The sequence below is a fragment of the Adlercreutzia shanghongiae genome (assembly GCF_035830635.1).
GTDB lineage: Bacteria > Actinomycetota > Coriobacteriia > Coriobacteriales > Eggerthellaceae > Adlercreutzia > Adlercreutzia shanghongiae.
Map to the genome: position 1 here is coordinate 22,267 of NZ_JAYMFI010000014.1, position 20,371 is coordinate 42,637.

Annotated in this window: 17 protein-coding genes and 2 riboswitches; of the genes, 13 read left to right on the forward strand and 4 right to left on the reverse strand. The window is 62.7% G+C overall.

What is annotated here, in order from left to right; genetic code table 11:
• The first annotated feature begins 6 nt into the window (after nucleotides 1–6).
• The 4 genes from VJ923_RS07805 to VJ923_RS07820 all read left to right on the forward strand — a co-directional run bounded on the left by VJ923_RS07805 (nucleotide 7) and on the right by VJ923_RS07820 (nucleotide 2,618).
• The gene (locus VJ923_RS07805) at nucleotides 7–585 is read left to right on the forward strand and encodes a 4Fe-4S dicluster domain-containing protein (protein WP_326440253.1); all 579 of its coding nucleotides are present in this window, start codon (nucleotides 7–9) and stop codon (nucleotides 583–585) included.
• 98 nt (nucleotides 586–683) lie between these two features.
• The gene (locus VJ923_RS07810; RefSeq protein ID WP_326440255.1) at nucleotides 684–1,388 is read left to right on the forward strand and encodes a TorD/DmsD family molecular chaperone; all 705 of its coding nucleotides are present in this window, start codon (nucleotides 684–686) and stop codon (nucleotides 1,386–1,388) included.
• Between the two features lie 178 nt (nucleotides 1,389–1,566).
• The gene (locus tag VJ923_RS07815; protein WP_326440257.1) at nucleotides 1,567–2,292 is read left to right on the forward strand and encodes a B3/B4 domain-containing protein; all 726 of its coding nucleotides are present in this window, start codon (nucleotides 1,567–1,569) and stop codon (nucleotides 2,290–2,292) included.
• A gap of 11 nt (nucleotides 2,293–2,303) precedes the next feature.
• Complete coding sequence (locus VJ923_RS07820; protein WP_326440259.1) at nucleotides 2,304–2,618, forward strand: DMT family transporter; 315 nt, start codon at nucleotides 2,304–2,306, stop codon at nucleotides 2,616–2,618.
• Here VJ923_RS07820 and VJ923_RS07825 read toward each other — a convergent pair.
• Together VJ923_RS07825 and VJ923_RS07830 are read right to left on the reverse strand one after the other, a co-directional pair.
• Nucleotides 2,615–3,253: a helix-turn-helix domain-containing protein gene (locus tag VJ923_RS07825; RefSeq protein WP_326440261.1), complete on the reverse strand. Its 639-nt coding sequence runs from the start codon at nucleotides 3,251–3,253 to the stop codon at nucleotides 2,615–2,617. The genes VJ923_RS07820 and VJ923_RS07825 overlap by 4 nt on opposite strands.
• Nucleotides 3,222–3,920 (reverse strand): DUF3990 domain-containing protein, encoded by a 699-nt coding sequence (locus VJ923_RS07830; protein ID WP_326440262.1) that lies wholly within the window; start codon nucleotides 3,918–3,920, stop codon nucleotides 3,222–3,224. Before VJ923_RS07830 ends, VJ923_RS07825 begins: the two co-directional genes overlap by 32 nt.
• 204 nt (nucleotides 3,921–4,124) lie before the next feature.
• Between VJ923_RS07830 and ppk1 the strand changes: the two genes are divergently transcribed.
• From ppk1 to VJ923_RS07860, 6 genes are all read left to right on the forward strand, one after another.
• Entirely contained in the window at nucleotides 4,125–6,899 is a 2,775-nt protein-coding gene (gene ppk1, locus VJ923_RS07835) for a polyphosphate kinase 1 (RefSeq protein ID WP_326440264.1), read from the forward strand.
• Between the two features lie 52 nt (nucleotides 6,900–6,951).
• Nucleotides 6,952–8,682 carry a polyphosphate--AMP phosphotransferase gene (locus VJ923_RS07840; RefSeq protein ID WP_326440265.1) on the forward strand — a complete coding sequence of 577 codons (1,731 nt, stop codon included), beginning with the start codon at nucleotides 6,952–6,954 and terminating at the stop codon, nucleotides 8,680–8,682.
• Between the two features lie 423 nt (nucleotides 8,683–9,105).
• Entirely contained in the window at nucleotides 9,106–10,023 is a 918-nt protein-coding gene (locus VJ923_RS07845) for a class B sortase (protein WP_326440267.1), read from the forward strand.
• 86 nt (nucleotides 10,024–10,109) lie between these two features.
• Entirely contained in the window at nucleotides 10,110–11,186 is a 1,077-nt protein-coding gene (gene purM, locus VJ923_RS07850) for a phosphoribosylformylglycinamidine cyclo-ligase (protein WP_326440268.1), read from the forward strand.
• A 237-nt stretch (nucleotides 11,187–11,423) separates the two neighbouring features.
• Entirely contained in the window at nucleotides 11,424–12,029 is a 606-nt protein-coding gene (gene purN / locus VJ923_RS07855) for a phosphoribosylglycinamide formyltransferase (RefSeq protein WP_326440270.1), read from the forward strand.
• A 238-nt stretch (nucleotides 12,030–12,267) separates the two neighbouring features.
• Nucleotides 12,268–13,260, forward strand: coding sequence for an XdhC family protein (locus VJ923_RS07860; RefSeq protein WP_326440271.1), 993 nt, complete (start codon nucleotides 12,268–12,270; stop codon nucleotides 13,258–13,260).
• Nucleotides 13,261–13,343: 83 nt separating this feature from the next.
• On the opposite strand, the gene VJ923_RS07865 is transcribed toward VJ923_RS07860, so the two are convergent.
• Nucleotides 13,344–14,522: a phosphoribosylaminoimidazolecarboxamide formyltransferase gene (locus VJ923_RS07865; RefSeq protein ID WP_326440273.1), complete on the reverse strand. Its 1,179-nt coding sequence runs from the start codon at nucleotides 14,520–14,522 to the stop codon at nucleotides 13,344–13,346.
• A 191-nt stretch (nucleotides 14,523–14,713) separates the two neighbouring features.
• The gene (locus tag VJ923_RS07870) at nucleotides 14,714–15,349 is read right to left on the reverse strand and encodes an IMP cyclohydrolase (RefSeq protein ID WP_326440274.1); all 636 of its coding nucleotides are present in this window, start codon (nucleotides 15,347–15,349) and stop codon (nucleotides 14,714–14,716) included.
• Between the two features lie 137 nt (nucleotides 15,350–15,486).
• Nucleotides 15,487–15,570: riboswitch (ZMP/ZTP riboswitch) on the reverse strand.
• A 210-nt stretch (nucleotides 15,571–15,780) separates the two neighbouring features.
• A riboswitch (adenosylcobalamin-variant (AdoCbl-variant) riboswitch) is annotated at nucleotides 15,781–15,894 on the forward strand.
• A 29-nt stretch (nucleotides 15,895–15,923) separates the two neighbouring features.
• On the opposite strand from VJ923_RS07870, the gene VJ923_RS07875 reads away from it, so the two are divergent.
• The 3 genes from VJ923_RS07875 (at nucleotide 15,924) to VJ923_RS07885 (ending at nucleotide 20,363) form a co-directional block, all read left to right on the forward strand.
• Nucleotides 15,924–16,436 carry a DUF4430 domain-containing protein gene (locus VJ923_RS07875; protein WP_326440276.1) on the forward strand — a complete coding sequence of 171 codons (513 nt, stop codon included), beginning with the start codon at nucleotides 15,924–15,926 and terminating at the stop codon, nucleotides 16,434–16,436.
• A 75-nt stretch (nucleotides 16,437–16,511) separates the two neighbouring features.
• On the forward strand, nucleotides 16,512–17,669 hold the full coding sequence (locus VJ923_RS07880; protein ID WP_326440277.1) for an ATP-grasp domain-containing protein: 1,158 nt from the start codon (nucleotides 16,512–16,514) through the stop codon (nucleotides 17,667–17,669).
• Nucleotides 17,670–18,026: 357 nt separating this feature from the next.
• A complete protein-coding gene (locus tag VJ923_RS07885) occupies nucleotides 18,027–20,363 on the forward strand; it encodes a hypothetical protein (RefSeq protein WP_326440279.1) in 2,337 nt (778 codons plus the stop codon).
• The last annotated feature ends 8 nt before the right edge of the window (nucleotides 20,364–20,371 follow it).

The window sequence follows — 20,371 nt, forward strand, 5'->3', positions numbered from 1 at the left end:
ACCATCATGGCGAGAAAAGCCTTTTACTTCGACAGCAGCCGCTGCGTGGCCTGCAAGACCTGCCAAGTGGCTTGCAAGAAGAAGAACGACCTGCCTATCGGCATCAACTACCGTGCGGTGGCCAGCTACGAGGTGGGGGAGTTCCCCACGGCGAAGATGTACCACATCTCGCATACCTGCAACCACTGCCTGAATGCCGCCTGCGTGGCCAACTGCCCCACGGGCGCCATGTACCGCGACGAGGAAGACGGCACGGTGCAGCACGATGACGAGATTTGCATCGGATGCGAGACCTGCGTGAAGTCGTGTCCTTACGGGGTGCCGGTTCTGCTTGAGGACAAGAAGGTCACCGGCAAGTGCAACGCCTGCATTGACACCCGGCCTGAGGACGGTGTGCCCACTTGCGTGGCTGCCTGCGGCATGCGTGCCCTCGAGTTCGGCGACTACGACGAGCTGGCGGCTAAGCACCCCGACGCGGTGCAGGAGATCGCGTGCCGCCCCGGCGCCGACATGACCGACCCGAGCACGCTGATTGATGGTCGCGAGTGCGTCCAGGATTCTGCCTATCGCGACTTACGCATGTAGCCTTCCCTTTTTCGGCCGCCGGACAGCCTCCCCTCCCTTGTCCGGCGGCCGATTCCTTGGTTGGCCTTCGAGCGTTCGTTACGGAAAAGGAGCAGGCGGTGGACAACGAAACAAAGGAACTGGTGCTGGCGAATCGGCAGTTCGTCTGGGGCATGATTGCCCGCGGATTCGCCGAGGAGCCTGACGGCGCCTTCGCCGAGATTGTCGTAAGCAATCATGCTCGCGACGAGGTGGCCTTGGTGGAAGACGAAACCACCGATGCGCTGCTCGCTGCCTACGAAGGCATGGCGGCTTTCTTCGCACTGCCGCCTGCTGAGCGCGATGCTGCTATCGCCGAGGCGCGCGAGGCTTACACGCGCATCTTCGTGGGGCCGAACACGCTGGCGGCTTCTCCTTGGGAAACTATGCATACCACCGGCAAGCGCGTTCTGTTCCATCGCGACATTCTCTCGGTGCGCGATGCCTATCGCCAGGCCGGCTTTCTCCCCGAGCGTTATCGTCAGGTGGCCGATGACGCCATCGGTCTCGAATGCGACTTCATGGCGAAGCTCGCCACCGATGCCCTCGGGGCTTTCCAGGAGCATGATGCCCAGCGTTGCCAGGATCGCTTGCTGCAATCGCTGACGTTTTTGACGGACCACCTCCTCCGATGGATCGATTCGCTCGCCGACGCCATCGAAGCTCACTATGCGGGCACCTTCTACGCCGCCCTTGCTCGTTTTGCGGCGTTGTGGTGCCGCCGCGACGAAGCTTTGGTGAATACGCTCTTGGAGGATTCGTGCCCCGTGGGTCCCGCCAACTAGCCCTATGCTATTATTGGACCCAGCTTGAAGTACATAGCCTGCCGCCGGGTAGGCGCGAAGCGCTCACTGAGCGAGCATCGTTAGGCCTTTGAAGATGCTCGCCCCGTGGGCGCTTTTTGTTTGCCCGGCGCGCGTGCGACCCGGTCGCGGGCGGCCGGAGAGGAGAAAGGATCGCAGCATGAAGCAGTTCGTCACGGAAGAGTCGTTCTGGAACCTGTTCCCCGATGCGAGCATCGGCATCGTGGTGGCCCACAACATGAAGCCCACCGACGAGGTGACGCCCGAGGACGCCGCCGCTATCGCCAAGGCGCTTGCCGAGGCCAATGGCAAGGCTGACCAGCACCTGGAGAGCAACACCATCTCCCAGAACGAGGTGGTGGCGGTCTGGCGCGACGCCTACCAGAAGTTCAAGACGAAGAAGGGCGCGCGCTGCTCTATTGAGAACCTGCTCAAGCGCGTGCTGAAGGGCAATCCCGTGGGCTCCATCACGCCGTCGGTGGATATCTACAACACCGTGTCGCTCGCTTACGCGCTGCCCGTGGGCGGCGAGGACATCGATGCCATGGACGGCGACATCCGCCTCGGCATCACCGAGGGCGGCGACGCCTTCCGCCCGCTTGGCGAGGACGAGGATGCCCCCACGCTGGAAGGCGAGCTGTGCTACTTCGATAACGCCGGCGCCATCTGCCGCTGCTGGAACTGGCGCGACGGGGAGCGCACGGCCTTGACCGACGAGTCGAAGAAGGCCTTCCTCATCATCGAGTCCGTGGACCCGGCGCGCTCCGATGACCTGGCTGCGGCCACCGACCAGCTGGCCGATATGGTCGAGCGCTACCTGGGCGCCGACATCTTCGCCAAAGAGATCATCACCCGCGACAACCCGACCATGGTGATCGACGAGTAATGAACTGGCTCGTGCTCATAGCCTCAGGGTGCATGGAGTCGGTGTGGGCCATAGCCCTCGGCAAGTCCGAGGGCTTCACCCACGTGGGGCCCACCATTGTGTTCATCGTGGCTTTGGTGCTTTCCATGCTGGGGCTGTCCTTCGCCGTGAAGACGCTGCCCACGGGCACGGCCTATGCGGTGTGGGTGGGTATCGGCGCGGCGCTCACGGTCGTCTACGGTATGGTCACCGGCTCGGAGCCGGCCAGCCTCGCCCGCGTTCTGCTCATCGCCGGCCTCGTCGGCTGCATCATCGGGCTAAAGCTCGTCAGTGGGAGCGAGGCCTAGCTTTCCAGCAGGTCCTCTGGTTTGCATCCCAGCACGTGCGCTAGGGCAAGCACGACGGAGACAGACGCTTTCGAGAGGTCGTTTTGCCGCTGCTCATAAAGCTGCACCATACGTAGCGATACGCCTGCGGCATCAGAAAGCTCCTGCTGGGTCATGCCGCGATTGCGGCGAATGCGTGCCAGGGGAGCGGGCCGCTCGGCCTGGGACGCAAGCACGCGGTCGGCTATTTCGACGAATTTAGTGACGTCGGCCTCGTGCAGAATGTAGCGGCTAAGTACAGCCGAGGGCGGCAAGCCGCCGTCGGCGATATCCGAGAACCGCAGTGCGCGATACCACTGGTAATAGGCCAGGATCCAGCCCGTCCAGTATTCGGGACTGCGGTCGAGAGGCTGGGTGGCAGGGCACGATTCGCGGCTCCCCGTTGTTCGAAAGACCACTTCTCGAGCGATTTCCACGCCTGACATGCCTGCCACGAATTTGGGGTTGCCCCGTTCGAACTGTCCGGCTATGCCTGATGAGGTGAACCAGCCGAAGAACTCATCGGCGTCGTAGCCGCAATCGATGACGGCGTAGTCGAGCATCTCGCCGAGGGCGTCCATGGCGTCATTCAAATAGGACTCGTCGTAGGCGCGCATCGTCGGCCTCCCAATCTTCTCTCATGATATCCCTGATGGTGTAATCGCTGTCAAGATCGGTCAGTTTGAGTTCCTCGCGATAGATGGCGCGCGCTGCGTGATCGCGAGCCATTTTGCGCGGATAGTATACGGTGCGGTCGGCGCTTTCGACGCCCTTGAACCGAAGACGCTCAAATGCCTTCTCCGAGCGCACCACAACCTGCTCGCCCAAGTTGCCGAGTGCCATGGCTTTTTCCAAACGTGAGAGCGACAGCGCATTGTTGAGAAAGGCATTCGCGAACGAGAAGTACGAGTCGTCGGCCCGATAGCCGCGCATCACATCGCACGTGCGGTAATCGACGGCGAAGCGACTGAGGACGAACTCGCGTGCGAGCGGCGCAATGTCGCCCGAGACACGGAAGACGCGGTTCTCCAGCAAGACGGCAAGCCAGTGCAAAATGGTGTAGGTGCCGTCATTCAGGTTGAGCTCGGAAAGACCGGCCGTGTCGAGCGCATAGCGGTTAGCGAATCCGTCGGTTTCCTCGGAGGCGCCCCATTCCTTGGCTAGCTCCAAGTTCTCGGTGCAGTAAAAACCCAGCCCGTAATCGTTATAGGGGTTTCCCCGTCCGAAAACAGGACGCTCGATTATCTGGCCTGAGCCGTGAAAGAGTGCCAATTCCTCTGCCATGACGGTCCTTGCTATCGCTGTGACGATAGCTTATTCTACTATCGTCACAGCGATAGTCAAGAATGACTGCCATCTTCTCGTTAACATCCCGTTGCCAAAATTCGAGACACACTTCAAAGAGTGGTACACTATAAAAGTCGCGCGCATTCCGGTGCGCGGCTTAATTTTTTCGGCCAGCGACTACGAGGGAGAAGACCTGAGCCTATGAACGCAGCCCAAGCATCAAAGGACGCCGCCAAGGAAACCGCCACCACCGAGATGGTGAAGCCCCCCTATATGCAGAACCGCGAGCTTTCTTGGCTTGATTTCAATAAACGCGTGCTCGACCAAGGCGCCGATCCCACGGTGCCGTTGCTGGAGCGCCTGAACTTCATCTCCATCTTTTGGAGCAACTTGCAGGAGTTCTTCATGGTGCGCGTGGGCTCGCTTACCGACCTCTCCCTTCTGAAGAAATCGATCATCGACCCGAAATCTGGCATGACGCCGGCCCAGCAGCTCGACGCTATCTATAAGCGCTGCCACGAGCTGTACCCCTACTATGAGGAAACCTACGAGGGCGTTCGCGCGCTGCTCGCCGAGCAGGATATCCGCGGCCTGCGCAAGGAGGACCTCTCCGATGAGCAGCGCGAGTACATGCGCGATTACGTGGTGAACAACGTGCTGCCCTTCCTCTCTCCGCAGATTATCAACGCCCGCCATCCCTTCCCGCATCTGGAAAACGGCGGCCTGTACATCGTCGTGCGCCTGGATGAGCAGGCCAAGCCCAAGCAGAAGAAGTCCAAGGACGAGCGTAGCAAGGAAGAGAAGGCTCGCGACAAAGCCGAGGCCAAGGCCACGAAGAACCTCGGCGCCGAAGGCGTCACCCTTGGCGTCATTCCGCTGCCGCGCCAGACGAGCCGCGTCATCGAGCTGCCGGGCCGCGGTCTGCAGTACATGCTCGTGGAGCATGCCATCGAGATGTTCGCCGCCGACGTGTTCTCTATGTACACGGTGAAGCACACCAACATCATCTGCGTCACGCGCAACGCCGACTTGGATGCCACGGAGGGCGCCGAAGAGCAGGGCGAGGATTACCGCGAGCACATGAAGCGCATTCTGAAGCGTCGAAGCCGCCTGGCTCCGGTGCGCCTGGAAAGCGAGCGGCCGCTCTCCCGCACGGTGAAATCGCTGCTGTTGGATAAGCTCGGCCTGGGAGAACACCAGCTGTTCGTCACGCGCGTGCCCTTGAACATGGGCTTCACCTGGGGTCTTGGCAGCCGTTTGGCCGCCGATAAGCGCGCCGCCCTCACCCAGGCGCCCTTCACGCCGCAGTGGCCCGCCTGCCTCGACCGCAACCGCTCCATCATCGAGCAGGTGACCGACCACGAGGTGCTGCTGTCCTATCCCTACCAGTCGATGGACGCCTTCGTGCAGCTTCTGCGCGAGGCCTCCACCGACCCGGCCGTGGTTTCCATCAAGATCACGCTCTATCGTCTGGCGAGCCAGTCGCATTTGGCCGAGGCGCTTATCAACGCCGCCGAAAACGGCAAGGAAGTAACGGCGCTCTTCGAGCTGCGCGCCCGCTTCGATGAATCCAACAACATCGAGTGGTCCCAGCGCTTCGAGCAGGCCGGCTGCCACGTCATCTACGGCTTCCGCAACTTCAAGGTGCATTCGAAGATTTGCACCATCACGCGTCAAACCGAGCACGGCCTGCAGCACATCACCCAGTTGGGCACGGGCAACTACAACGAGAAGACCGCGAAGCTCTACACCGACTTCTCGTTCATTACGTGCGATTCGCAAATCGGCCACGATGCGGCGGACTTCTTCCGCAACATGGCGCTGGAGAACACCTCGGACAACTATGACATCCTGTGGGTGGCTCCGCTCATGATCAAGCAGAACATCCTGCGCAACATCGACGTGCAGATTGAGCGCGCCCGTCGCGGCGAGCCATCGGGGCTGTTCTTCAAGACGAACTCCATCACCGATAAGGAAGTCATCGACAAGCTGGTTGAGGCCTCCCAGGCCGGCGTGCCCATCGATCTGTTCGTGCGCGGCATCTCCTGCATTCTGCCAGGCGTGGAAGGTTATACCGACCGCGTGCGCGAGGTGTCCATCGTCGGCCAGCTGCTCGAGCACAGCCGCGTCTACGGCTTCGGTCCGCGTGATGACTGCAAGATTTACCTGTCCAGCGCCGACCTCATGACCCGCAACATGGACAAGCGCATTGAGATCGCCTGGCCTATCCTGAACGACACGCTGCGCAATCAAGTGCTCGGGTATCTGGGCATCTGCTACTCCGATACGGCGAAGCTGCGCGAGCTTCTGCCCGACGGTTCCTACACGCCGCTGGGTTCGTTCGCCGAGCGCGACGAGAGCGGGGACGTGGAGCTGTTCGATTCGCAGAAGTACCTCATCGCCGAGGCCCAGCGCATGCACCTGGTTGCCGCCGAGCTGGCCGCGCGCCAAGAGGCCAACGGCTCGGGAAGCGCTCGCATGGTGTTTCCCCTGGGCGAAGTGGCCGTCTCGAACAAACAGGCCGATGAGGTGGTGACCGAGGAGGAATCCGAGTACGTCGCCCATCGTTCACCGGAGCTTGAGGCTGCCGAGGCCCAGGCCGTGCGCGATGCCGCTGACGCCATGGCCGCCGCGGCGACGGCGACGGCCGCTTCGGTGTTGGAGGCCGTGACCAAGGGCGTGACCCAGGAAGTGGCCGCGGCCCAGGCCCGTGCGGCGAAGGCGGAAGGGGAGAAGGTGCCTGACGCGGCGCGCACGGACGCGGCCAAGGCCGAGCAGTCTGCGCCTGCGAGTGCCGCCCCGGCCAGCCCCGTCGCTGTCGAGCCCGCTCCGGCCGAGCCTGCTGCCCCCGCGCCCCAGGCCGAGGTCGTCGACGCCGCGGCTCCCCGCCGCGACATCGTTCCCGCCACGGTGGTTGAGCCCGCCGCCCGGGGCAACGCCGTCACGCGCTTTTTTCGCCGCCTGTTCGGTAGATAGGGACGGCGCCGGGCGCGCAGGGGATTTCGAACGGAACGCAGAAAGGGACGTTATGCTCGATAAGGTCAAGTTCAACAAGAAGCCGATGAAGAAGGCCGAATACAAGGCGCGGTGGGACGAGCTGCTCGCGAAGCTCGTGGTGCTCCAGCAGCGGGCGCACAACGAGGGCGTGGGCCTGGTGGTGCTGTTCGAGGGATGGAACGGCGCTGGCAAGGGCAGCCGCATCTCCGATCTCATGTACCACTTGGATGCCCGTTCCACGAGCGTGTACGTGGGCATGGACCTCGACCCCGAAGTCGAGCGCGAGTTCGCCGGCCGCGAGTGCGGCGTGACAGGCTTCTACCCCCTCATGCAGCCGTTCTGGAAGGCCTTGGGCGAGCGCAACTCCATCACGTTCTACGATCGCGGCTGGTATTCCGAGGTCATTCAACACATGCTCTACAATGCTCCGGCTAAGCTGCTGCTGCCCAAAAAGCAGGAGCGTCACTATCTGGACTCCATCCACGACTTCGAGCAGCAGCTTACCGCGGACGGCTACGTGGTAGTGAAGTTCTTTGTGCACATGACCAAGAAGGCCCAGGTGGAACGCTTGCGCCGCTTGCACGACGACCCGGTGACCCGCTGGCGCGTCACCGACAAGAAGCTCGAGAGCCACCACGGCTACGAGGCGGCTTACGAGCTGTACGACCGCCTGCTCGAGCGCAGCGATTACGATTTCGCCCCCTGGGTGCTGCTCAACGGCGAGGACAAGCGCCGCACGAACCTCACCATTGCCGGTACGCTGGTTGACGCCCTGGAAAAGGCCTTGGCGCGCAAGGAGGCCGAAGGCGTGCTGAAGGCGTCGCTGGCGGCCAAGGAGGCAGCCGACGAGCTGCTCGCCGAGGAGCATGCCGTCGAAGAGGCCGTCGCAGCTGAGGCGGCCCGTTCCGAGGCGCCGCTTGTCAAGCCCGGCCGTGGCATGCTGACCGGCCCGGCCCTGGCCCGCGCCCAGGCCCAGGCCGATGCGGCCCACGATCTGGCCCCCAAGGAATCGCGCTTTGAAATCGTCAAGCACTACCCGCAGGTTGATAGCATCGACCACAGCTTGGCGCTGTCTCTTGAGGAGTACAAGGCCGAGCGTAAGGAGCTGCAGGAGCGCCTCTTCCGCCTGGAGAACATCATGTTCCAGCGCCGCGTGCCCCTCATCCTCATGTACGAGGGCTGGGACGCCGCTGGCAAGGGCGGCAACATCAAGCGCGTCGCCCAGGCTCTTGACGCCCGCGCCTACACCATCTTCCCGTCGCCGGCGCCCACCAAGCCCGAGCTCGCTCACCCCTTCCTCTGGCGCTACTGGACGCGCCTGCCCAAGGCGGGCCATGTGGGCATGTACGATCGTTCCTGGTACGGTCGCGTGCTCGTCGAGCGCGTGGAGGGCTTCGCCACCCCGGCCGAGTGGTCCCGCGCCTACGACGAGATCAACGAGTTCGAGCACGATTTGGTCGACTGGGGTGCCATCCTGCTGAAGTTCTGGGTGGACGTGTCTCCCGAAGAGCAGCTGCGCCGCTTCCAGGACCGCGAGGACGACCCGGCCAAGCAGTGGAAGATCACCGAAGACGATTGGCGCAACCGCGAGAAGTACCCCCAGTACAAAGCCGCCATCGACGACATGTTCCGCCTGACGAGCACCACCTTCGCCCCCTGGATCGTGCTTGAGTCCGACGACAAGCGCTACGCCCGCATCAAGGCGCTGCGCCTCATCGTGGAGGCCCTGGAAAAGCGCTTGGGCGCATGTCCGGCCTCGTAAGGCAACTCGCGGGAAACGATGACGTTTCCACCTACCGCACGCGAGGGGTTTTTCCTTGCGAAAGGCGCACCTTCGGGGTACTATGAACCCAACATCAGCAAGTCCGCGGCTGCGCCTTCGCGGCCGTTTTAGGAGGAGATCGCTATGGATCTGTTCGGAATTCAAGTGCCCATGGAGGCCATTTGGGTCATCGTGGCCATCATCGTGCTCGTCATCGTGGCGTTCATCGCCAAGGGCTTCATGGACGAAATGAAGAAGTAGACGCCCGCCCGCACGACGGGGTGAGCTCAGGGCCCCTTCGGGGGCCCTTTTGTTTTCGGCGGCGTGGGGCCGGCGAAGGTGCGGCGGCTAACGGCCTGTGCGGGTCGGGTGACCGTCGCAACGTGAAAGAGAGAAGCATCGATATCGAAGGGGGCCGACCTCATGGCTACCGCAGCGAATACCGATACCAGCAAGAAGAAGAAAAAAAAGAAGCGCGGGCTGTTCTGGCGCATCGTGTTTTGGCTGGCCCTGGTGGTGTTCATCGGCTCGGTGGGCACGCTGGGCTATCTGTTCTATACCTACTGGGCCGGGCAAAACGAGTACGACGAAATTGCCAGCCGCGCCGTGACCGTGCCCGAAGACGGGCAGGTCACGAACTTGGCCGATTTGGTGGTCGACTGGGACGCCCTGCGCGAGATTAACCCCGACATCGTCGCCTGGGTGTACATGCCCGGCACGGTCGTCAACTATCCCGTGGCCCACAAGGCCGGCGACTCCGAGTACTACCTGCACCATAACTTCTCGCTCGGCGAGGGCTCGTTCGGCGCCGAGTACGGCTCCATCATGCTTTCGGGCGAGAACGCGGGCGACTTCTCTGACGAGGTGAACATCCTTTACGGCCACCATATGCGCAACGGCTCCATGTTCGCTCTGTTCGCGGAGTTCCGCGATTCGGCGGACTTTAACAAGCACCGTACCATCTATCTGCTGACGCCCGAGGGCAACTATCGCCTGGAAACCTTCGGCGTTGAACACGTGCCCATGACCCATGCTTCCATCGCCACGCCGAACTACCCGACCGACCAGGAGTTCACGGCGTTCAAGGAATGGCTCGTTGAGGAATCTATCGTCACGCCCGACCCCGACACCACCGGCACGGTGGCTGACGCGACGAAGCTCTTCGGCTTCTGCACCTGCGATGGCGCGGATAACACCTGGCGCTATATCACCTTCGCCGACGTCGCCGAGTTCGTGCCCATCGATTACGTGGGAACGGGCACCTACCAGGGCGATACGGCTGTGGAAGATGGTGCGGCCGACGAAATTGCCGAAGACGCGCAGGAGCGCGCGGAGGGCTAGACGGTTGTCCCTGTGTCTCCGGGCGCAGGCTCGCCCCACTCGTTGATAGCGCCCCAAACGGGGTTGTTTGAACTGAAAGGAACCTCATGGAAAACCAGAACAGCGTGACCTATGCCGAGGCCGGCGTCGATATCGCCGAGGGCGCCCGTGCGGTGGATGCCATCAAGGATACGGTGCATTCCACCTATCGTCCCGAGGTCGTGGGCGACATCGGCGGCTTCGGGGGACTGTTCTCCATCGCCGCGGCCAAGGACATGGCCGATCCGCTGCTGGTCTCCGGCACCGACGGCGTGGGCACCAAGCTCAAGGTGGCCCAGCGCCTCGGTGTGCACGATACCGTGGGCATCGATTTGGTGGCCATGTGCGTGAACGACATTCTGGCCACCGGTGCCGAGCCGCTGTTCTTCCTGGATTACGTGGCCGTGGGCAAGCTGGATTCCGAAGCCATGGCGAAGATTGTCGGCGGCATCGGCGAGGGCTGCCGTCAGTCGGGCTGCGCGCTCATCGGCGGCGAGATGGCCGAGCACCCTGGCGTGATGGACCCCGACGATTACGACCTCTCCGGCTTCTGTGTGGGCCTGGTGGACCGTCCCCGCATGCTGGACCCCGAAGCAGTGCGCGAGGGCGACGTGCTCATCGGTCTGGCGTCTTCCGGCCTGCATTCCAACGGTTATTCCCTGGCCCGTAAGGTATGCGTAGAAGGTCGCAGCGAGGACGAGCTGCGCTGCGCTCGCGAGGAGCTTGAGGGCCAGAGCATCCTGGAGGCCCTGCTCATTCCCACGCGCATCTACGTGAAGCCGGTGCGCGCCGTGATGGAGCACGTGCCCGGCGCCATTCGCGCACTGGCCCACATCACCGGCGGCGGTATCACTGAGAACTTGAACCGCGCCCTGCCTGCCGGCGTGAATGCCGAGGTTGATCTGGGCACCTGGCCCATTCCGCCCGTGGTGCGCTTTGCGTGCGAGCGGGCGAACCTCTCCGAGGCCGAGGCGCTGAAGACCTTCAACATGGGCGTCGGCATGATTCTCATCGTGAGCCCGGACGAGGCAGAAGCCGTGGAGGCTGCCCTGGCCGAGGCGGGCGAGCAAACCTTCCGCGTCGGCCGCATCGTTCCTGGCATTGGCGACGTTCAGTACACCAACGAGGGCGGCCTGTTCGCCTAAGAATTCATTTTCTGGCTTGAAAATGACGATTCTTTGACCATGCGGGAGAAAAACTGAGCAAGATTTGGCTAAACCTTCACGTTTTCCCAGGTCGAAAACCATGAGAGGGCGGCTATGGCGCAAATGAGGTCAAAGAATCGCGAATTCGAAGCCAGAAAAGCAAAGATTGATGCTCCTTTTTGGCGTTAAGTTTTTGCGGGACACGGTAAGAGAGGGTCAAACGAAGGGCGGTATAGGGTGAAATTGAAAATCGGCGTGCTGCTTTCCGGCAGCGGAACAAACCTGCAGGCCATCATTGACGAGATTGCGAACGGCCTGCCGGTGGAAATCGTCCATGTGCTGTCGTCGCGCCCCGACGCTTACGGCATCGAGCGCGCTCGCGCCGCGGGCATCCCCGTGACGGTGTTCGACCGCTCCTGCTACGAGGACCCGATTGCCGCTGACGCGCGCATCGCCGCCATCATGGCCGAGGCGGGGGCCGAGTACCTCGTCATGGCCGGTTACATGCGCAAGCTCACGCCGGCGGTGCTTAACGCTTTCCCCGACCATGTGCTGAACCTGCACCCGGCGCTTCTGCCCTCGTTCAAGGGCGCCCATGCCATCCAGGATGCTTGGGACGCGGGTGTTAAAGTGACGGGCGTTACCGTGCATTTGGCCAACGAGGATTATGACAAGGGCCCCATCGTGGCCCAGCGAGCGGTGCCGGTGCTGGAGGAGGATGACATCGACTCCCTTGAAGCGCGCATCCACGATACCGAGCACGTCATCTATCCCGAGGTGCTGCGCGCCATTGCCGAGGGCCGCATGACCATGGATGAGGACCGCAAGATTCATATTTGCTAGCTGCTGAAGGTGCCGCCTGCTTTAGGGCTCGTTTTTGAAAAATGGCCCCAAAGGGCCTCGAGTGAACTTTTTATGACCCGATCCGAGTCATTCGGCCCCTCGAATTGGCCGATTTGACGCGAATCGAGACTGAAAGGGGGCGGAATTTGGCAGCAAATTGCGAGATGGCAATTCACTCGACGCATTTTGGGGCCACAAAAGTCAGATTACTCTCATTGGTAGGATGAAAGAGGAGCTTATGCAGCGTGACACCCTGGAGACTGTTATCGAAGATTTGCGCGCGGGTCGCGTGCCTGCGCTGACGGTTGAGGATTTCCCGGCCTTTTCGGAGGAGGCCACGGCGGGCGATCCGCACATCGGCCCCGAGACCCTCGCGACCATCGCAGCCACGCTGACTGCGGCCGACATCCCCACGTTTGAGCGCGCCCTGCGTGCCGTGGATGAGGGCGATTTGGCCTGGCTCGGCTTCAAGGTGGTGTATGACTCCGCCGCTGCCGTGGGCAACGTGGATAACGAGGTTACGAAGAAGTACGGAGATGTGGGCTCGGCCGACGGTGAGTCGCTTGTGTTCTTTTGCAACGACGCCAAGGAGATTGTGGCTTCCCGCGAGCTGTCGCCCCGCGATATCTTCCAGGCCAAGGATGTCACCCGCGGTCCCTCCATGCACAACGACCAGTTCGACGGCCTCACGTGGGCAAGCGAGCCGCTGTTCGGCAAGGTGCGCGTATGGCTGCTGGGCGCGTCCGATGCGGCGGTGGAAGTGGCCCAGCTGGCCGACCACGTTGGCTTTAAGGTGATTGCCGTCGACTACGATCCGGCCTTCCTCAACGCCGAGCGCTTCCCGAACGCCGAGCGCATCATGCTTCATGGCGGCAGCTTCGACGAGCTGGCCAACATGCCGGCCCGGCCCGACGATTACGTCTGCGTGCTCACGCGCGGCCACATGTTCGACCCCGAGGGCTGCATTTGGGCGCTGCAAAACGACGCGCACTATGTGGGCATGATGGGTTGTGCGGGGAAGAACTCCACCGTGCACGATCTGGTTGTCGCCGCGGGCATCACTGAGGCGGATTGGGATCGCGTGAAGCGCCCGATTGGCTTGAAGTTCGGCGCGAAGACCCCGGCCGAGCTGGCCATCGCCATTGTCGGCGAGCTGGTGGACGTTCGCTATCGCCAGCGCTATAGCGAAGAGGCCCGCCACCGCCACGAGAAAAGTCTCGGGCGCGATTAGCCTCGTCATCCTTGGTTAAACTCATAAGAAAAAGGGAGCCGGCAACTGCCGGCTCCCTTGCTGTTTGGTGCTGCGGATGGCTCTTAGTGATGGAACAGGCGCATGCCGGTGAAGGCCATGGCGATGCCGTACTTGTTGGCCACCTCGATGACGTTGTCGTCGCGGATGGAGCCGCCGGGCTCGGCGATGTACTCCACGCCGGACTTGCGGGCGCGCTCCACGTTATCGCCGAAGGGGAAGAAGGCATCGGAGCCCACGGTCACGCCGGAAAGCTTCGCGATCCATTCTTTCCTCTCGGCCGGGGTCAGCGGCTCGGGTTGCTCGGTGAACACGCGCTGCCACTCGCCGTCGCGCAGCACGTCATCGCACTCGTCGGAGATGTACACGTCGATGGCGTTGTCGCGGTCGGGCCGGCGTATGCCCTCCACGAAGGGAAGGCCCAGCACCTTCGGGTGCTGACGCAGCCACCAGGTGTCGGCCTTGCTGCCCGCCAGGCGCGTGCAGTGGATGCGGCTCTGCTGGCCGGCGCCCACGCCGATGGCCTGGCCGTCCTTCACGTAGCACACGGAATTGGACTGCGTGTACTTCAGCGTGATGAGCGCCACGATCATATCGATCTTGGCAGCTTCGGGAATCTCCTTGTTCTCGGTCACCACGTTCTCGAGCAGCTCTTCGCTGATCTTGAAGTTGTTGTGGCCCTGCTCGAAGGTAATGCCGAAGACGTCCTTCAGCTCGGTTTCGGCCGGCTCGTAGGCAGGGTCGATTTCCACCACATTGAAGCTGCCCTTGCGCTTGGTCTTCAGAATCTCGAGCGCCTCGTCGGTGAAGCCCGGGGCAATGATGCCGTCGGAGACCTCCTTGGCCAGGTAGCGGGCCACGTCGGCGTCGCACACGTCGGACAGGGCCGCCCAGTCGCCGTAGGAGCACAGACGGTCGGCGCCGCGAGCGCGGATGTAGGCGCAGGCGATAGGCGACAGCTCGCCCTCGTCTTCCACGAAGTACATGGCGCGGTCGGTGTCGGACAGAGGATGGCCCACCGCCGCGCCGGCCGGCGACACGTGCTTGAAGGACGCCGCCGCGGGCAGCCCCGTGGCTTCCTTCAGCTCGCGCACGAGCTGCCAGGAATTGAAGGCGTCCAGGAAGTTGATGAAGCCGGGCTTGCCGTTGAGCACCTTGATGGGGAGGTCGCTGCCGTCCTTCATGTAGATGCGCGAGGGCTTCTGGTTCGGATTGCAGCCGTACTTGAGCTCCAGTTCGTTCATGTTTCTCCTTGTCGTTGTTGCGGGTCGTCGGGGGCGAAGCTACGCGGTATTCTGATTCGCTCAGACAGTCCTCGCTTGGTGAAACAGGACGTTTAGTCCTGTTTCAGTCGCTGCGGAACTCGCTCGGTCAGAACACCCCGTATCTTCGCTTAGCTCAACCAACGTCGAGGTGAGCGTGCGGCGGGGGGGGGTTAGTCGCCGAGGTTTTTGTTGTAGAGGGTGACGTTGCCGCCGACGTTGGCGTAGAGGCTCACTTTGTTGTCGTCGTTGAGGGCCGCCCACAGCTTGTCCGGTGTCGGCAGCGTCACGGGGATGGGCTCGCCGGCGAAGGTGGGCAGGGGGTTGCCGTCGCCCTGGTAGGTGCTGATGAAGTAGCCACAGCCCTCATCAACGCCCTCGTAGGCGAAGAACTCGCGAATGCAACGGTCGCCCTCGCCGTGCTTCAGGATGGAAATCTCGAAGCTGCCGTCGGGGTTCACCAGGGCCGAGATGCGCGGGGTGAAGTTGGGGGCGTCGGGCTCGTATTCGCGCTTCATGCAGCCCTCGCGGAAGTCTCCGGCCTCCACGATGGTGTCGGTCTGGTCGCCGTTGGTGACCACGAGCGCATCGCCCATGGTGCGCACGGGGTGGTAGATGATAAGGCTCGGGTCCTCCAGAAGCGCCGGGTCGTGGGCTTCGGTGCGGATGCCGTCGGGCTCGGTGGCGAAGATACGGTTGCGGCTGTTTACCGAGCGGCCCATGATGAAGTAGTAGACAGTGTCCTTGCCCACCACGATGCCGCGGCCCGGGTAGGGGTTGTTCTCGAGCAGTTCGACGAGGTCTTGCATGCACGCTCCCTTTCTAGACGCGGGCTTGCGTCGTGCCGGTGCTCGTTGCGGAGGGCTCTCCGCAACGCATCGCACGCCGTGCGCCCTTTTGGCTTGCGCGTTCCGCCCAACGAAAAAGGGCAAGCCGATAGTGCGTTTCGGCTTGCCCAGACGGTCGGCGGAAATATGCGCGCTGCTTCCCCGCGGTGACCCGCGATTATCCGTCAGTTACAGCGCGTTCGCTTGATGGCAGGGTAGCACGGAAGCCGCCCCGCGCGAAAGCCCGCGCCGCATTTCCCCACGCCTTTTCCGTCGGCGGCAGACGGCCTCTTCAACGGTCAGCGAAACGTTGGCGGACGCGCGGGCGGCAGACAGCGTTTTTGCGTCATAATGGCATGGTCGATGGCTCGTCGGGCCGCGCGCGGGAGCGCGGTGCGCGCCGTGAAAGGTTTGCGGTGAAGACGCCTCGGGAAATGCGGGTGGAAAGCCTGCGCTATACCAGTAACCGTAAGGATCGCGGCAGCGCCCAGGCGCGGCGGCGGCGAAGTCGGAACACCGAGCCGAGCAACCGGGCCCTGGAAGAAAGGAATGGAATATGAACCGATTCGACATCACAGAGCGGCCCAAGCAGTGGCTCGTGGCCCTGGTGGCCTTGGCCTTCACCTTCATGCTGGTGGTCCCGGGCTGCGCGAGCGAGGCAGCCGACAAGGCGACCGGCAGCGCTGCCGGCGAAAACGCTACCGAGCAGGCGGCCCAGACGGCCGAAGACGAGGGCCCGCTTGAGGCCGGCGAGGCCGCGGGCGACATCATCGTGCCCGTCTCCATCACCATGCCTGAAAGCGCCAACGCCGAGCCCGAGACCATCGAGGTCACGGTGCCCGCCGGCGCCACCGTGCTGGACGCCCTGCAGGCCACGGGCTGGGACGTGCAAACCGAGGACAGCGACTACGGCATGTTCGTCACGGCGATCAACGGCGTCGCCAACGGCTCCGAAGGCGAGGCTTCCGGCTGGATCTACACCGTCAGCGACGAGTCTGTCATGGAGGCATGCAACGCGCGCGTTCTGACGGACGGCGACAGCGTCCAGTGGTCGTTCTACGTCGGCTAGCCGAGTCAAGCGAATCATCCGGGCCCCTCATCGCGAGGGGCCCGTTTTGCCCATCCCGCGTTCGAAGGAGTTCCCGTGATCATTCTCGATGAGCCCTACGCCTCGGTTCCGCTGCTCGATTGGATGGAGGCGTCGTCCCATCCGGTGCTGGCCAATGCCTTCACGGAAAGGCTGGTTGCGGGCGGACGGGCGCTGAATCTCGTTGGCGAGACCGAATGCGCCCGTCGCCTTGAGGCGGGGGAGCGCATCTACACGAACTCCGAGAACGCCCTGGCGTGGATTCTCGACCAGGTGGACAACCCCACGCTCACCGATGCCATCCGGCTGTTCAAAGACAAGGCGGCCATGCGCGAGAAGCTTGCGCCCTTGAACCCCGGGCTGTTCCACCAGACGGCAGACCGCGCGGGACTTGAGGCGGTGAACGTGGCCGATTTGCCGCTGCCGGTGGTGCTGAAGCCCTCGGTGGGGTTCTGCTCCATGGGCGTTTACGTTATTGAAGAGCCCGAGGACTGGGCCGAGGCCGTGGCCGACATCGCCCGTCGCGAGGATGGCTGGCACGAGCGTTATCCGGAAAGCGTTGTGGGAAGCCAGAAGTACATCATCGAGGGCTACCTGACGGGCACGGAATACGCCCTGGACGCTTATTTCGATGAAGCGGGCGCGCCGCGCATTCTGAATATCCTGCGCCACGATTTCGCCGGTCCCGACGACACGTCCGACCGCATGTATCTCACCGATGGCGCCATCGTGAACGAGTGGAACGAGCGCTTCACCGCTTGGCTTGAGGCGGTGAACGAGGTGGTCGGCGCGCGCAGCATCCCCGTGCATGTGGAGCTGCGCGTCGATGGCGATGTCATCGCCCCCATCGAGTTCAACCCGCTGCGCTTCGCCGGCTTGGGCGGCACCGATGTGGCCTTCTACGGCGTGGGCCTGCGTACCTACGAGGCATTTTTGGAAGATGAGCCGGTAGACCTGGCGGCGCTCTACGCGGCGCGGCCGGGCAAGGTGTACTCGATGTCGCTGCTCAATCCGGCCCCTGCGGTCGACCTGGCCCGTCCCTTCGATGGCGCGGCGCTGTGCGACCGCTTCGGCCACGTGTTGGCCTATCATGAGTTCGATCCGGCAACGGTCGGGTTCTACGGATTTCTCTTTCTGGAGACCGACGCGCAAGGCGCCGGCGCCGATGAGCGCGACTGGCTTCTGCGCTCCGACCTCATGGAGTTCGCGGGGTAAGCTTGGGGCTCCCGGAGTCTTGTGGCCTCCGAAAAAGATACGGAAAAGGCTCATGATTACGTTTAGCTCCAATCGCTATTCGCGAAGGTGCGCGATGTTTGCAACTTACCGTGCGAGAACCGTCCTTTACCGGGCGGTTCTTTTATTTAAGGAGCTATTCACGCATATATAAGCAGCTCACTGGGTAAAAAGTTTTTTCTTTTATAACGATACGTAACGGCCATTTTCCCGTTGACGGCAGGTCTTCAAATCGTCATTCTTCCCCCAATTATGTTGCAGAGCGGGGCCCCTGGATGCGCAGCGGTTGCCCTCGCGCTTAGCAGAGGAATAGCCAATCGAACAAAAGGCGGAAGAGCAGTGAACGAGAACCTAGTTTTGAGAGAGCGCGCCGCACGTATCGATGCGGGCCGGCGCCTGTTTGCTCTCGTGGCGGCGAGTTTTGCGGCGCTGCTGTCAGTGGCCCTGGTGCTCGCAAGCGTCCCGGCCTACGCGGCGGGTGCCGAGGGCTCCGATGACGAGGGTGCTCTGGGCGGGCTTACCGTGACGGGCGTTGATTTCATGCAGCCCAAAGCGGAGGCCTGGGAAGTCCTGCGCGTAGATGGGGCCCAAGACGGCGACATCATTTACCTCAGCCTGACGGAGAGGCAGGGCGGTGACCGGAAGGTGCTGGCCTATCGTCAGGCCTACCGGCTGCAGGATGCGGCCTTCGATTCGAGCGTCGGCGATGTGCCGCTCGCCCATATCGTCGCGTTCTCGCTGCCCGCTGGCGCGAGCGGCGAAGCTGCTACGCCCCTTGACGCATTTGGCGAAGGAGCTGCGAGCAGCCTGTCCGGAAAGACCTTCGCGCTGTCGGTCTATGCCACGTCGGTACAAACTGCGGATGACGAGGCTCTTTTCGAGGGCACGGTGTACCCCGTCTACGCCAAGCTGCTCGACGAGAACGGCGAGGTGGAATCCTACAGGCTGATGGGCATTCGCGTTCTGGAGGGTGCGCCCGCGGAGTGCGTCCAGAGCGTCGGCGCGGGAAAGGCGTTCTACCGCGGGACGGGGGACGATCTGGCGACCTATAGCCTCGTTATGCCGAGCGACGGCTCGAAAGCCGATAACGCCTTCGACGAGCACAATCAAGCCTTTATCGTCACGTATCAGCGGGCTCTCGCTGGCAGCGTCAGCGGCACGATTACCTATGTCGATTCGGCCGGCGTGACGGTGCGCACCGATTCGGTTCCTGCCATTAATCAAGCAGACGAAAACGGTCAGATCGGAAAGATCGTGTCTCCCGAGTCCTCCTTTTTTGGGGACGGCGCATACTACCGCGTCATAGGGAAGCTCTATGGGGAGGTACGCCTCACACCTGCTTACGCCAACCATGTGGTTCGCGTCATGGAAGTGGACAACATGACGGCCAAGGCCTATCAGGTGACCGTTCGCTACGTCACGGAGGTTGCGGGCGAGAGCGGCGAGCCTGAAGAGCAGCTGCTTTGGAGCGATACGCTCGATGTGAAGGGGGAGGGCTACCGCTACACGCTGCCCACGGTGTTCTCTGCCAACGCGAGCAGCGGCGTCAACTACTATACGTTCCTCGGTGCAAGCGGCGCCCAGGGCGGTATAGGCGCGCTGTCGCCAGCTTTGGCACGATCGGGTACCAGCGCCGTCATTGCATTTGACGAGAACGTGAACCCCGAAACCGATTTCTACAAAGAGAACGGTCGCTATTACCTGAAGGCCCACTACCAGTCCCAGGACGCGAATAAGACGGCCGCGCTGAAGATTGTGGAAGTGGACGGCTCCCAGAACAAGACGATAGGCGAGTGGAAGGGTGAGATTACCCCCGACAAGGATGCGGTGTACACGCCGGCCAACAAGGTCATCGAGGGGGTCACCTATGTACCCTGGTCCGGTAATGCCGATGTGATTACCTATACCTGGGAAGACATGAAGCAGGGCGCCGATTTGCTTCAGTACGTGTACTACGTGCCCGAGGACTACGTGCCCGGCAGTGCTTATGACATTACCGTGCAGTACCTGAACATCGCCAACAGCCAGGTCGTCCGCACGGAGACGCTGACGGTCGACCCTGAAATGACCGACTACCTCGCCATTGTCGGCGAGGAGCGCTTCTCCTCCGACGGCATCGAGTACGTGCGTCTGGCCGGGCAGGAGTCGGGCATCCGCCACACCTACTTCACGCCCCAGCGCACGTACGCGATCTATTACCGCGACGTGAACGACACGATCAATGCCGACACGGTTATTCGCCGGACCCAGATCATCGAGACCGAGCGCGTCGTGGAGGTGCCCGGCGAGGCCACCTTCACCACCACGGTGACGGCGGCTCCGGCTGTTGCCCCTGCGGCGGGCGATGCTGCGGCGGGCGCCGGGGTTCCGGCGGTTGACGCCGGCGTCGGTGCGGGCGATGGGGCCGTGGTGATTAACGACGACGAGAACCCCCTTGCCAATGCCGAGGGCGTCGACACGGCCACCGAGCGCACGGTCGAGGAAAACGAGAACCCCCTGGCATCCGGCGCAGCCGATTCTGAGCGGGCTGCTTTTGGCGGCTCAGCCATTGCGGTCGGCACGCTCATAGCGGCTCTGGCGGCTGTGGCCTTTGCGGCGTACCTGCTGTTGGGCCGACGCAAGAAGAACGAGTCCGCGGCCGTTGCCGCGACCGAAACTGACGAGCTGAACGAGTAGAGAGGAGG

Excerpts from the sequence above, each read along its gene's own strand:
- VJ923_RS07865 (WP_326440273.1), bottom strand. The coding sequence starts at position 14,522 with ATGAACGAACTGGAGCTCAAGTACGGCTGCAATCCGAACCAGAAGCCC.
- VJ923_RS07845 (WP_326440267.1), top strand. The coding sequence starts at position 9,106 with ATGGCTACCGCAGCGAATACCGATACCAGCAAGAAGAAGAAAAAAAAG.
- purM (WP_326440268.1), top strand. The coding sequence starts at position 10,110 with ATGGAAAACCAGAACAGCGTGACCTATGCCGAGGCCGGCGTCGATATC.
- VJ923_RS07870 (WP_326440274.1), bottom strand. The coding sequence starts at position 15,349 with ATGCAAGACCTCGTCGAACTGCTCGAGAACAACCCCTACCCGGGCCGC.
- VJ923_RS07830 (WP_326440262.1), bottom strand. The coding sequence starts at position 3,920 with ATGGCAGAGGAATTGGCACTCTTTCACGGCTCAGGCCAGATAATCGAG.
- VJ923_RS07825 (WP_326440261.1), bottom strand. The coding sequence starts at position 3,253 with ATGCGCGCCTACGACGAGTCCTATTTGAATGACGCCATGGACGCCCTC.
- ppk1 (WP_326440264.1), top strand. The coding sequence starts at position 4,125 with ATGAACGCAGCCCAAGCATCAAAGGACGCCGCCAAGGAAACCGCCACC.
- VJ923_RS07840 (WP_326440265.1), top strand. The coding sequence starts at position 6,952 with ATGCTCGATAAGGTCAAGTTCAACAAGAAGCCGATGAAGAAGGCCGAA.
- VJ923_RS07875 (WP_326440276.1), top strand. The coding sequence starts at position 15,924 with ATGAACCGATTCGACATCACAGAGCGGCCCAAGCAGTGGCTCGTGGCC.
- VJ923_RS07860 (WP_326440271.1), top strand. The coding sequence starts at position 12,268 with ATGCAGCGTGACACCCTGGAGACTGTTATCGAAGATTTGCGCGCGGGT.
- VJ923_RS07805 (WP_326440253.1), top strand. The coding sequence starts at position 7 with ATGGCGAGAAAAGCCTTTTACTTCGACAGCAGCCGCTGCGTGGCCTGC.
- VJ923_RS07815 (WP_326440257.1), top strand. The coding sequence starts at position 1,567 with ATGAAGCAGTTCGTCACGGAAGAGTCGTTCTGGAACCTGTTCCCCGAT.